This window comes from Blastococcus sp. TBT05-19 (genome assembly GCF_003319095.1).
Taxonomy (GTDB): Bacteria; Actinomycetota; Actinomycetes; order Mycobacteriales; family Geodermatophilaceae; genus Blastococcus.
Window position 1 is genome coordinate 1 of record NZ_QOHI01000005.1, and the last position, 12,371, is coordinate 12,371.

The following is a 12,371-nucleotide window of genomic DNA, read 5'->3' on the forward strand; positions in this document are numbered from 1 at the left end:
CCACGAGGAGTCGTCGGCGTGGGCGCCGTTCCCGGTCGCCGACCAGCGCTGGCTGGTCGAGGACACCGTGCAGGTCGCCGTGCAGGTGAACGGCAAGGTGCGCTCGCAGGTCACGGTGCCGGCCGGCTGGTGAACTTCGTCCTCGGCTAGGGCCGAAATGGCCATTGTGGCCCTAGCGGGGCCGAAAACCGGTTGCCGGGGGCGGTAGAACCAGAGGCGTGACCTCCTCGACCGCGACGCTCGCGGAGCTCGGCCCGGACGACGACCGCTTCGCCGACTGGTGCGAGGTGTGGGCGGCGTCCGAGCGTGCCGACCGGCCCGGCGAGGTCCCGCGGCCGGCCGCCGAGCACGTCGCCCTCGGGCGGCAGCTGGTCGAGCCCGGCGGCTCGCGGGACGGCACCCACCGGGCGGCGCTCGTCGGGGACGACGTCGTCGGCGCGCTGCGGCTGATCCTGCCGGTGAAGGACAACCCGACGGTGGCCGTCGTCGACCTCGCCGTGCACCCCGCGCACCGGCGCCGGGGTCTCGGCCGGGTGCTGCACGCCGAAGCCCTCCGCCTGGCCGCCGCGCACGGGCGCACGACGCTGATCACCGAGGTCGACGAGCCCCGAGCCGACGTGCCCGGGCGCCGGTTCGCCGAGCTCCTCGGGTGGACGCGCGACCTGGAGGAGACCCGCCGCGACCTGGTCCTCCCGGTGGACGAGGCCCGGCTCGCGGCCCTGGAGGCCGACGCCCGGGCGCACAGCGCCGGGTACGAGGTGGTGACCTGGCGCGACCGGACCCCGGAGGAGTTCCTCGACGACCGCGCGCTGCTCGAGCAGCGGATGAGCACCGACGCGCCGCACGGGGACCTGCCGGTGGAGGAGGAGCGCTGGGACGGTGCGCGCATCCGCGAGTACGAGGCGGCGCACGTCGCGCGCGGGCGCACCGTGCTCTCCGCGGGCGCGGTGCGGGACGGCCGGATGGTCGCGTTCACCGACCTGCAGGTGCCGCTGGCCCGTCCGCAGCGGGCCGACCAGGGCGGCACGCTGGTCCTGCGGGAGCACCGGGGTCACCGGCTGGGTGCACTGGTGAAGGCCGCCGTCCTGCGCGAGCTGGCGGGCGCCTTCCCGGAGGTGCGGCGGATCAGCACCTACAACGCGGAGAGCAACACCCCGATGGTCGCGGTCAACGAGGCGCTCGGGTTCGTGCCGGCCGGCCGGCTGTCGTCCTGGTCGCTGCGGCTGGGGTAGCGCTCAGGCTGGGTGGATGCGGATCAGCTCGTGCCGCTCGCCGCCCTGGCGGGTGACCCGGTGCCAGAACCGGGAGAAGTGGTGGCCGAGCCGGAACTTCCACCCGTACGCCCGGCGCAGGGCCGCCAGCGCCTGCGGCCACTCCGCGCGGTCCACGAACCCGGCCACGGCGTCGACCGCGGGGCCTTCCACCTTCCCGCGGACGTCGCACGGCGCGACCGTCACCCGCGAGGTGTGCCGGAGCCGCTTCACCTTCCCGCTGTCGGCGCGGGTCCAGACGACCAGGTCGTCGCCGTCGGGGGCTGCCCACACCGGGGTGGCTACCGGCGCACCGGTGCGCCGGAAGGTGGTGAGGCTGACGTACTCGCTGCGGGGGAGCGGTGCCACGGTCAGCGGGCGGTCGCGGGCTCGGCGGTGAGGACGGCGCGCATCGCGGCCTCCACCGGATCGATGGCCTCGGACACGGGGACGTCGCGGCCGAGCTCGGCCGACAGCGAGGTCACCCCCGCGTCGGGGATGCCGCACGGGATCATGTTGGCGAAGAAGCCCAGGTCGGGGTCGCAGTTCAGCGCGAAGCCGTGCATCGTGACGCCGCGGGCGACCCGGATGCCGATGGCGGCCACCTTGCGCTCGGGTCGGTTCCCGGAGCCGGGCTCGTCCGCGGGCAGCCAGACGCCGCTGCGGCCCTCGACCCGGCCGGCGGCCACGCCGAGTCCCGCGCACACCTCGATGAGCGCGCCCTCGAGGCGGCGGACGTAGGCGACGACGTCGACCGGGTCCGGCAGCGCCACGATCGGGTAGCCGACGAGCTGCCCCGGGCCGTGCCAAGTGATCTTCCCGCCGCGGTCGACGTCGACGACCGGGGTGCCGTCGAAGGGTCGCTCGTGCGGCTCGGTGCGCTTGCCCGCGGTGTAGACCGGCGGGTGCTCCAGCAGGAGGAGGGTGCCGGGGGCCTCGCCCGCCACGACCCGGGCGTGCAGCTCCCGCTGCCGCGCCCAGGCCTCCTCGTAGTCGACCAGGCCGAGCCGGTGCACCTCGAGCGTCACGTCCGCAAGCCTAATTGAAGGACCCCCTGCCCCCCATCGCTCGCAGGCTCGCGACGGGCCCCTGCAGGGGGCCGTTCCAGACCCTCACCGCAGACGCCGCGGCTCGACGCGGGTCTCGATCGCGGTGCCGTCCGGGCCGCGCTCGACCCGGTAGGCGGCCGCTCCCGGGCGGTCCGCGACCGCCTCCACCAGCTCGGTGCCGCGGTAGACCAGACCCGCGCCGTCGTCGGTCGCGTGACCGGCGGGCAGCGTGCCGTCGGCGACCAGCCGGTGGTACAGCGGCCGGCGCTGCTCCTCGGAGTCGTGGTGGACGCCGTTGGAGGTCGGGATCAGCCCCAGCCCGTTCGTCACCGGGCGCAGGTCCGGCCCGAAGGAGTCGGTCGTGCCCCCGACGTGCCAGCACAGCGACCCGGCCGAGACGCCCGCCAGCACGACGCCGGCCTCCCACACCTCGCGGAACACCTCGTCCAGCCCGTGCACCCGCCACACCGCGAGCAGGTTGGCCACGCTGCCGCCGCCGACCCAGACGACGTCCTGGGCGAGCAGGTGGGCGCGCAGGTCACCGACCGCGGGCATGGGGAAGAGGCTCAGGTGGCTCACCCGGACGTCGCTGCCGGCGAACGCGCCGTAGACGCCGGCGACGCGCGCCGGGTCGTCGCCGGTGGCCGTGCCGAGGTAGCAGAGCCGCGGCCGGTCCGGGGCCCCGGCGAGCTCGAACGCCAGGTCGAACACCGGTCCGGGCGACCAGTCCGCAGGGCCCCGGCCGCGGGAGGCGAAGCCCATGCTGGTGGCCAGGATCGTGGGTGCGGTCGCGGGCATCAGCCGCTCCTCCGGTCGTCGGTCGGTGCGCCGAGGGCGGCGAGGACCGCCCGTGCCGCCCGGGCGCCGCTGGCCATCGCGCCCTGGATGGACGGGGTGTCGCGGTGGTCCCCGCAGACGTAGAGGCCGTCGCCCAGGTCGACCGGACGACGGAGCCGCAGCGGGGGGACCGCGGCCGGCTGCGCCTCGGCGACGGAGACCGTGGTCAGGTGCTCCAGGTCCGACGGCGAGACGCCGTGGGCGGCGGCGATCTCCGCCCGCACCTCGGCCTCCCGCGTCGGGACCAGGGTCGAGCTGGAGACGAGTGCCCGCCCGTCGGGGCTGTACCGGGGCTGGGCGTCGGAGACGACGGCGGTGTTGACCACCCGGCCGCCGGGCTGCCCGAGCACCAGCAGCGGGGAGGGCCACGGTGACTGCGGGAGCACGTGCAGGTGCGTGGTCACCCGGCGCGGCGCGGCGGCGTCGACGGACGGGAGCAGCCGGGCCGCCGTCGACGGGTCGGTGGCGACGACGACCGCGCGGGCGGTCCAGGTGCCCTCGTCGGTGGTCACCGCTCCCGGGCCCACCGAGCGGACCGGGGTACCCAGCCGCACGCGGCCGGCGGGGAGGCGCCCGGCCAGCTGCTCCCCGATGGCCTGCATGCCCGCGGCGGGCAGCCCGGTGGAGCCCCGGACGAAGCTGCGCCACAGCAGGTCCACGTACCGGCTGGACGTCGCCAGCTCGTCCTCCAGCAGGACCCCGGCCAGGAAGGGCCGGAGGAAGCGCTGCAGCGCCGCGTCGCCGATCCCCGCCGAGCGGAGGGCGGCCTCGGCGGTGGTCTCCGGTGCCCGGAGCAGGCGGGCGACCGGCGCGTAGCCGGCCCGGAGGGCGAAGCCGGCCAACGCCGCCTTCTCGCGCAGCGATCCCAGCGGGGTCGTCGCGGTGCCGACCACCCCGGTGGGCCTGCGGCGCGGATCGACGACGCGGTGCACGCGACCGTCCTCCCGGACCACCGCACCGCGTTCGAAGAAGCCGAGCTGCAGCGCGGGGAGGTCGAGGTCGGCCGCACGCGGGTAGCCGGTGTTGAAGACCTGGAACCCGCGGTCCACGACGAAGCCGTCGACGCGCTCGCTGGCCACCCGGCCACCGACGTGCCCCGAGGCCTCGAGCACGGAGACGTCGATCCCGGCGTCGGCCAGCCGCGTCGCCGCGGACAACCCGGCGAGGCCCGCCCCGACGACGACGACCTCGGCGCGCTGGGGCATCGACACGGCCCGACCGTAACCGGGGCCGGCGAGGCGGGCCGCCCGGGCCTGTGGACAACCGGAACGCCGGTCGGCCGGTTCGTCCTACGGTGCCCTGCATGTCCGCTCCCGCGCCCGTGCCGCCCCCGGTTCCCGGCTACACGTTGCAGGCCCTGCTCGGTGCCGGCGGGTCCGGCGAGGTCTGGCGCGCGGTCCCGTCGGGCGGCGGTGGACCGGTGGCGGTGAAGGTGCTCGTGGCGGGCGACCCGGACCGGCAGGTGCGGGAGGCCGCGCTGCTGGGCGAGCTGGACCACCCGCACCTGGTGCGCCTGCACGAGGTGGTGCACCAGCCGCGGCGCGGAGGGGGGCCGCGGGTCGCCCTGGTGCTCGACCTGCTCGCCGGCGGCAGCCTGGCGGCGCTGCTGGCCCGGCGCGGGCGGCTCGCGCCCGGCGAGGTGGTCACCGCGCTGGCGCCGGTGGCCTCCGCCCTCGCGCACGCGCACGCGCACGGCGTCGTCCACGGTGACCTCGCCCCCGGGAACATCCTCTTCACCGCCGAGGGGCGGCCGGTGCTCACCGACCTCGGCGTCGCCCGGGTGCTGGGGGAGACGGCCGCCGCGGAGGTCACGCCCGCCTACGTCGACCCCGTCGTCGCCCGCGGGGGCGTGCCGGGCCCGCCGTCGGACGTGTTCGGGGTGGCCGCGGCCGCCTTCCACGCGCTCACCGGCATCTCCCCGTGGAACGCGGCCACCCCGGAGGACACCCTGGCGGTCGCCGCCGAGGGGTACCTGCCCGACCTGGCGGAACTGGCCCCGAACGTGCCGGCCCCGCTCCTCGCGGTCGTCCGGCGCGGGCTCGCAGCGGAGCCGCACGAGCGGGGGAGCGCCGCGGAGTTCGCCCTCGACCTCCGGCACGCCTGCCGCGCGGAGCCGGTGGTCCTGGGTGCAGGGGCGCCGGTCGGCTCCACCGGCCGGCCGGACGCGCGCACGGCGCTGACCCACGTGGTGCCGGGGCGCCGGCCGCGCCCTGTGCCCGTGGTCGCCGACCAGGGCCCTCGTCGCCGGCAGCTCCTCCCGCCCCGGGCGGTGCGCGGCGTGCTGGTGGGTGCGGCCGTCCTGATCGCGCTGTCCCTCACCGCGTGGGCCGGCACCCGCTGGGGTTCCGGCGACGCGCCGGCGGCCGCGGAGCCCTCCGAGGCGGCCGCCGCGGCGCCGGCGTCCAAGCCGTCGCCAGCGCCGGCCCCGCCCGCCAAGACCCCGCCCGCCGAGACCCCGCCCGTCGGGACCCCGCCTGCCGAGATCCCGGCGGCGGGGCTCCCGGAGACCTCCACACCGGCGACCCCGGAGGAGTGGCAGGCTGTGGTCGCGGAGCTGTACTCGCGGCGGGGAGCGGCGTTCGGCGCCGCCGGGCCGGAGACGCTGCGCGACGTGCACGCGCCCGGCAGCGCGCTCCTGGCCCCCGACGAGGAGCACGCCCGCACGCTCGCCGCTGCCGGAGAGGCGCTCAGCGGCTTCTCGCCGGTGGTGCGCGACGTGACCGTGCTGAGCGCCTCGGGTGAGCGCGCCGAGCTGCGGCTCACCGACCGGTGGCTGGACTACCTGGTCGTCCCGGCCGGCCGGCCGGAGGGCCCGGTGCTGCGCACGGTGCCCGGCCGGTCCGACGCGGTCGTGCAGCTCGTGCTGGTGCGCACGGCGGAGGGCTGGCGGATCGACTCCGCCGTCCGGAACGGCTGAGCGTCAGCCGCGGGCGACCGCGGCGCGCAGGGCCGCCTCGACGTCGGGATGGGTGAACCGGAAGCCCGCCTCGGTCAGCGCGGCCGGAACGGCACGCTGCCCGGCCAGCACGCCGACGCGGGTGAACTCCCCGAGCGCCAGCGACAGCGCGGGCGGCGGGACGACCAGCACGGCGGGCCGGTGCAGGACCCGGCCCAGCGCCGCGGTGAACTCGGCGTTGGTCACCGGTACCGGCCCGGAGAGGTTGACCGGCCCCTCGAGGGGCGAGGTCAGCAGGAACCGGATCGCGTCGACCTCGTCGCGCAGGCTGATCCAGGGCATGTACTGCCGCCCCGAGCCCAGCCGGCCGCCCAGCCCCAGCCGGAAGATCGGCAGGAGCTGCTTGAGCAGGCCACCGGGCCCGAGCACCAACCCGGTGCGGAGGCGGACCACCCGGACGCCGGCCTGCGCGGCGGGCTCGGTGGCGCCCTCCCACTCGGTGCACACGTGGGCCAGGAAGTCGTCGCCGGCGGGCGCCGTCTCGTCGACGACCCGGTCGCCGGTGTCACCGTAGAAGCCGACGGCCGAGCCGTTCAGCAGCACCCGTGGCCGGTCCGGATCGGCGGCGGCCGCGTCCGCGAGGGCCTGGCTGAGCGTCGCCGTCGTCTCCACGCGGCTGTCGAGCACGGCCCGCTTGTGCTTCTCGGTCCAGCGTCGGTCCCCGACGCCGACGCCGCCGAGGTTCACGACCGCGTCGACGTCGTGGAGCAGCGTGGCGTCGATCCGGCGGTGCCGGGGATCCCAGCGGTGCTCCTCCGCGGTGCGCGGCGTGCGGCGGACGAGCTGGAGGACCTCGTGGCCGTCCTCGCGCAGGGCCGGGAGCAGCGCGCTGCCCACGAAGCCGGACGCACCGGACACGGCGATCTTCATGCGGCACTCCCGGGAGCGGTGTGGCGGGGCCGGAACGGGCTCGGGGCCCCGGTGGTCACCGGGGCCCCGAGCGGGCGTGCATCAAGCGAGGCCGAGTTCTCCCTCGAACTGCCCTGCCTCGAGCCGCTCCTTCACCGTCGTGAGGAAGCGTGCGGCGTCGGCGCCGTCGACGATCCGGTGGTCGTAGGTGAGGGCCAGGTAGACCATCGACCGGATCGCGATGACCTCGCCGAGGTCGGCGTCCTGGACGACGACCGGGCGCTTCACCACCGAGCCGACGCCGAGGATCGCGACCTGCGGCTGGTTGATGATCGGCGTGTCGAACAGCGCGCCACGGCTGCCGGTGTTGGTCAGCGTGAACGTGCCGCCACCGAGCTCGTCGGGCGTCACCTTGTTGGTGCGGGTGCGCTCGGCCAGGTCGGCGATCTTGCGGGCGATGCCGCCGATGCTGAGGTCGCCGGCGTCGTGGATGACCGGCACGAGCAGGCCGCGCTCGGTGTCCACCGCGATCCCGAGGTTCTCGGTGTCGTGGAAGGTGACCGTGCCGGCTTCCTGGTCGATGGAGGAGTTCACCGACGGGTGCGCCTTCAGGGCCTCGATCGAGGCCTTGGCGAAGAACGGCAGGAACGAGAGCTTGACGCCCTCGCGGGACTCGAAGTCCCCCTTCGCCTTCTGCCGCAGCCGGGCGATCCTGGTGACGTCGGCCTCGACGACGGTGGTGAGCTGGGCGCTGACCTGCAGCGACTCGACCATGCGGCGCGCGATCACGGCGCGGAGGCGGGACAGCTTCTCGGTGCGCCCGCGGACCGAGGTGTCGGGGGTCGCGGCCGGCGACGGGGTGCGGGCCCCGCCCGAGGCGGCCGGCGCGGAGGCCGCCGGAGCCGCCGGGGCCGAGGCCTTCTCCGCCGCGGCGAGGACGTCCTGCTTGCGGATGCGGCCACCGACGCCGGTGCCCGAGACGCTCGCGAGGTCGACGCCGTGGTCGGCGGCCAGGCGGCGCACCAGCGGGGTCACGTACTGGCCGCCGCCGTCACCCGAGGGTGCCGAGGAGCCGGGTGTCGGGGCCTGCGGCGCGACCTGGGGGGCCGGCTCCGAGGTGGGCGAGGTGGCGGGCTGGGCGCCGCTGGCGCCGTAGTCGCCACCGGGCTGGGAGGTCGCGGGCGCCGGGGCGGCGGGCTTCGCCTCGGGCGCGGCCTGCGGCTTCTCCTCCGCCGGGGCCTCCTGCTTCGGGGCCTCCTGCTTCGGGGCCTCCTGCTGGGGGGCGGGGGCCGAGCCGCCGCCGGACGAGCCGCTGCCGATGACGGCGAGCTGGGCGCCGACGTCGACGGTCTCGTCCTCGTTCACGGTGATCTCGAGCAGGGTGCCGCTGACCGGCGCCGGGATCTCGGTGTCGACCTTGTCGGTGGACACCTCGAGCAGCGGCTCGTCGGCGGTGATCTCGTCGCCCACGGCCTTGAGCCAGCGGGTGACGGTGCCCTCGGTGACGCTCTCGCCCAGCGCCGGCATGGTGACCGGGGTGCCCTCGCCGCCACCGGAGCCACCGCCGTCGCCGCCGCTCTGGGCGGGCGCCGGCTCGGGCTCGGCCGCGGGCTGCTCCTCCTGCTGCTCGGCCCCGGCGTCGTCGACCTGCTGGGCCGGGGTCTCGGGCATGGTCTCGTCGTCGGCGGAGGCAGCGTCGCCGCCGCCCGCGTCACCGCCGCCGTCGCCCTCGCCGCCGATGACGGCCAGCTCGGCGCCGACCTCGACCGTCTCGTCCTCCGCGACCAGGATCTTGGTCAGGACGCCGGCGGCCGGGGACGGGATCTCGGTGTCGACCTTGTCGGTCGAGACCTCGAGGAGGGGCTCGTCGACTGCGACCTGCTCACCCTCCTGCTTGAGCCATCGGGTGACCGTGCCCTCGGTGACGCTCTCGCCCAGGGCGGGCATGGTGACGGACGTCGGCATCGGGGCAGTGCTCCTTCTGGCGCGGGATGGGGGGAGTAGGTGGATCAGCCGTGCACGTGCAGGGGCTTGCCGGCGAGGGCCAGGTGGGCCTCGCCGAGCGCCTCGCTCTGCGTCGGGTGCGGGTGGATGAGGCTGGCGACGTCGTCGGCCTCGGCCTCCCAGTTGTAGATGAGCTGCGCCTCGGCGATGAGCTCGCCGACGCGGCTGCCCACCATGTGGATGCCGACGACCGGGCCGTCGGGGGCCTGGATGAGCTTCACCGCGCCGGTCGTCTTGAGGATCTGGCTGCGGCCGTTGCCCGCCAGGTCGTAGGTGAGGGTCTTCACCTCGCCGTAGCGCTCCTTGGCCTGGGCCTCGGTGAGCCCGACCGAGGCGACCTCGGGGTCGGAGTAGGTGATCCGCGGGACGCCGGCGTAGTCGATCGGCGCCGGCTCCAGGCCCGCGACGCGCTCGGCGACGAGGATGCCCTCGCCGAACCCGACGTGCGCGAGCTGCAGGGTGGGCACGAGGTCGCCGACGGCGGAGACCGTGGGGATGTTGGTCTGCATGTACTCGTCGACGAGGACGTAGCCGCGCTCCATGGCGACGCCGACCTCCTCGTAGCCGAGGCCCTGGCTGACCGGGCCGCGGCCGACGGCGACGAGCAGCAGCTCGGCCTCGATCTCCTTGCCGTTCTCCAGCGAGACCTTCACGCCGTTCTCGGTGTTCTGCACACCGGAGAAGCGGCTGCCCAGCTCGAAGCCGATCTTGCGACGGCGGAAGGCGCGCTCCAGCAGCTTGGAGGCGGCCTCGTCCTCGAGCGGGACGAGGTGGGGGAGCGCCTCGACGATGGTGACGTCGACGCCGAAGGACTTCCACGCGCTGGCGAACTCGCAGCCGATGACGCCGCCGCCGAGGATGATCGCCGAGGCGGGCACCCGGTCCAGGTTGAGCGCGTGGTCGCTGGTGATGACCCGGGTGCCGTCGATCTCCAGACCCGGCAGCGACCGCGGGTAGGAGCCGGTGGCCAGCAGCACGTGCTTGCCCTCGTAGCTCTGCCCGTCCACCTCGACGGTGGTGGGGGAGGTCAGCCGGCCCTCGCCCTCGACGTAGGTGATCTTGCGGGCCTTCACCAGGCCCTGCAGCCCCTTGTAGAGCTTGGCGATGACGCCGTCCTTGTAGCTGTTGACGCCGTCCATGTCGATGCCGGCCAGCGACGTCTTCACGCCGAACTGCTCGCCCTCGCGGGCCAGGTCGGCGACCTCGCCGGCGTGCAGCAGCGCCTTGGTGGGGATGCAGCCGCGGTGCAGGCAGGTGCCGCCGACCTTGTCCTTCTCGATCAGGACGACGTTCAGGCCCAGCTCCGAGGCGCGGAACGCCGCGGCGTACCCGCCGGAGCCACCCCCGAGGATGACCAGGTCAGCGGGGGAGGCGGGTGCGCTCACGAGTGCTCCTCAGGTGCGTAGGACGGCGGCCCCGCTCGAGCGGGCGGGGGCTGGGCCCCATCCTGCCACTCCGGGAACGAGCCGGCCGGGACCACCGTTTCTCTCGCGAGCGTCGTGGTGATCACGACCGGAGCGGTAGGAGGCGGGCGTGGGTCTGTTCGGCTGGTTGCGCCGTCGGCGCGGCGAGGGGGACGGCCGGGCCGCGACCCTCGACCGGGCGTCCCAGCGGGCCGACCTCCGGCACCTGGAGGATTTCGTCGGCACCCGCCGCGGGGTCGAGGGCTACGTGGAGCCGCGCACCGCCGTCACCGAGACGACGATCGTGCTGGTCGCCGCGGACGGGGAGTGGACCCGCCGGCGGATCGACGGGCCCGGCACCGCGCGGCGGTTGTCCCGGGAGCTCGCCATCCCGGTCTACGACGCCCAGGTGACGGGCTACCCGCAGCGCATGCGCGAGTACCGCGGGAGGTAGGACGGCCCCGCCCCGTGGACGTCGAGGGGCGGGGCCGTCCCGGTAGGTCACTCCGAGATGAGCGCCTCGATGGTCGCGAGCAGGGTGCGCACCGGGACGCCGGTGCCGCCCTTGGGCGTGTAGCCCCACGGGCCGCCGGTGTTGTAGCTCGGGCCGGCGATGTCGATGTGCACCCACGGCAGCCCGGCCGGCACGAACTCGGCCAGGAAGTGACCGCCGACGAGCATGCCGCCGAGGCGGTCGGTGTTGGCGTTGACGAAGTCCGCCACCGTGGAGTCCAGGCCGCGGCGCAGCTCGGGCGGCAGGGGCATCGGCCACATGCTCTCGCCGCTGCGCGACGCTGCGGCGACGACCGCGTCGCGCAGGTCGTCGGAGCCCATCACGCCGGAGGTCCGCCCGCCCAGCGCCACCATCTGGGCGCCGGTGAGGGTCGAGGTCTCGAGCAGCACGTCGGGGGCGTCCTCGGCGGCGCGGGCGATCGCGTCGGCGAGCACCACGCGACCCTCGGCGTCGGTGTTGGTGATCTCGGCCTTCTTGCCGTTGCGGAAGGTCACCACGTCGGCCGGGCGGTAGGAGGTCCCGCTGGGCAGGTTCTCCGCGATCGGGACGGTGGCGGTCACCTCGACCGGGAGGCCCAGCTGGGCGACGAGGCACACGGTGGCGATCACGGCCGCGGCACCGGCCATGTCGCTCTTCATGTCCTCCATCTTCGCGGCGGGCTTGATCGAGATGCCGCCGCTGTCGAAGGTGATGCCCTTGCCCACGAGCGCGATCTTCTTGCGGGCGCCGGAGCCGACGTAGGTGAGCCGCAGCAGCCGCGGCTTGCGGGAGGACCCACCACCGACGGCGAGGATCCCGCCGTAGCTCCCGGCGGCGAGGGCGTCCTCGTCGAGGATCTCCGAGGTCAGGCCGAGCTTCTCGCCGGCGGCGGCACCGCGGGCGGCGAGCTCGGCGGGGAAGAGGTCGTTCGGCGGGGTGTTCACCAGGTCGCGCACGAGGGCCACGGCGTCGGCGACGGCGCGCACCCGGCGCAGCGCGCTCTCGGCGGCGGCCGCGCCCGGGACGACGACGGTGAACTCCTGCGGCGGCGTCGGACGGTTCGCCGGCAGGTCGGACTTGTAGGCGGTGAACTCGTAGGCCCCGAGCAGCGAGCCCTCGCCGACGGCGTGCAGCCGGTCGGCGTCGGGGGTCCCGCCCACGGCGGCGAGCAGCGTGATCACCGAGCGGCGTCCGCGCAGCGCCCGGCTGGCGGCACCGGCGGCGCGGCGCACCGCCTCGGGGGCGTAGCCGCCGGCGGCGTCCGGGGCGCCGAGCCCGGCGACCGCGACGACGGGGAACGGGCCCTGCCCGAAGGAGGGGAGGCGGGTGACCTCGTCCTCACCGCCCTTGGCGCCGAGGTCGGCGAGGGCGGCGAACAGCCGGCCGCCGAGGAGGCGGTCGACCGCCTCGGCCCCGGGGGTCGGGAGCAGGCCGTCGGGCCCCTTGCCGACGGCGACGACGACGGCGTCGGCGGTCAGCTTCTCGAGCGGTTGGTCGGTGGCGGAGATCGTCGGTGGCACCGACAGATCG

At 75.8% G+C, this 12,371-nt stretch carries 11 protein-coding genes; 3 read left to right on the top strand and 8 right to left on the bottom strand.

Annotation, left to right across the window (positions count from 1 at the left end):
• The first annotated feature begins 218 nt into the window (after positions 1-218).
• A complete protein-coding gene (locus tag DQ244_RS13650; RefSeq protein ID WP_113812055.1) occupies positions 219-1,232 on the top strand; it encodes a GNAT family N-acetyltransferase in 1,014 nt (337 codons plus the stop codon).
• Positions 1,233-1,235: 3 nt separating this feature from the next.
• On the opposite strand, the gene DQ244_RS13655 is transcribed toward DQ244_RS13650, so the two are convergent.
• From DQ244_RS13655 to DQ244_RS13670, 4 genes are all read right to left on the bottom strand, one after another.
• Complete coding sequence (locus tag DQ244_RS13655) at positions 1,236-1,619, bottom strand: PPOX class F420-dependent oxidoreductase (protein WP_199580397.1); 384 nt, start codon at positions 1,617-1,619, stop codon at positions 1,236-1,238.
• Between the two features lie 2 nt (positions 1,620-1,621).
• Positions 1,622-2,293, bottom strand: coding sequence for a lipoyl(octanoyl) transferase LipB (gene lipB / locus DQ244_RS13660; RefSeq protein WP_113812056.1), 672 nt, complete (start codon positions 2,291-2,293; stop codon positions 1,622-1,624).
• Between the two features lie 69 nt (positions 2,294-2,362).
• Positions 2,363-3,097, bottom strand: a complete 735-nt coding sequence (locus DQ244_RS13665; protein ID WP_113812057.1) for a peptidase E — start codon at positions 3,095-3,097, stop codon at positions 2,363-2,365.
• Positions 3,097-4,341, bottom strand: coding sequence for an NAD(P)/FAD-dependent oxidoreductase (locus tag DQ244_RS13670; protein WP_113812389.1), 1,245 nt, complete (start codon positions 4,339-4,341; stop codon positions 3,097-3,099). Before DQ244_RS13670 ends, DQ244_RS13665 begins: the two co-directional genes overlap by 1 nt.
• Before the next feature lie 98 nt (positions 4,342-4,439).
• Here DQ244_RS13670 and DQ244_RS13675 point away from each other — a divergent pair, with 98 nt between their 5' ends.
• On the top strand, positions 4,440-6,053 hold the full coding sequence (locus DQ244_RS13675) for a serine/threonine-protein kinase (protein ID WP_113812058.1): 1,614 nt from the start codon (positions 4,440-4,442) through the stop codon (positions 6,051-6,053).
• Positions 6,054-6,056: 3 nt separating this feature from the next.
• Here DQ244_RS13675 and DQ244_RS13680 read toward each other — a convergent pair whose 3' ends face one another.
• The 3 genes from DQ244_RS13680 to lpdA all read right to left on the bottom strand — a co-directional run bounded on the left by DQ244_RS13680 (position 6,057) and on the right by lpdA (position 10,330).
• The gene (locus tag DQ244_RS13680) at positions 6,057-6,962 is read right to left on the bottom strand and encodes a TIGR01777 family oxidoreductase (RefSeq protein ID WP_113812059.1); all 906 of its coding nucleotides are present in this window, start codon (positions 6,960-6,962) and stop codon (positions 6,057-6,059) included.
• Positions 6,963-7,043: 81 nt separating this feature from the next.
• Entirely contained in the window at positions 7,044-8,906 is a 1,863-nt protein-coding gene (gene sucB, locus DQ244_RS13685) for a 2-oxoglutarate dehydrogenase, E2 component, dihydrolipoamide succinyltransferase (RefSeq protein WP_113812060.1), read from the bottom strand.
• A 44-nt stretch (positions 8,907-8,950) separates the two neighbouring features.
• Complete coding sequence (gene lpdA, locus DQ244_RS13690) at positions 8,951-10,330, bottom strand: dihydrolipoyl dehydrogenase (RefSeq protein WP_113812061.1); 1,380 nt, start codon at positions 10,328-10,330, stop codon at positions 8,951-8,953.
• Positions 10,331-10,478: 148 nt separating this feature from the next.
• On the opposite strand from lpdA, the gene DQ244_RS13695 reads away from it, so the two are divergent.
• Positions 10,479-10,802, top strand: coding sequence for an oxidoreductase (locus DQ244_RS13695; RefSeq protein WP_199580398.1), 324 nt, complete (start codon positions 10,479-10,481; stop codon positions 10,800-10,802).
• Positions 10,803-10,849: 47 nt separating this feature from the next.
• On the opposite strand, the gene DQ244_RS13700 is transcribed toward DQ244_RS13695, so the two are convergent.
• Positions 10,850-12,361 carry a leucyl aminopeptidase gene (locus DQ244_RS13700; RefSeq protein WP_199580399.1) on the bottom strand — a complete coding sequence of 504 codons (1,512 nt, stop codon included), beginning with the start codon at positions 12,359-12,361 and terminating at the stop codon, positions 10,850-10,852.
• Positions 12,362-12,371 lie beyond the last annotated feature (10 nt).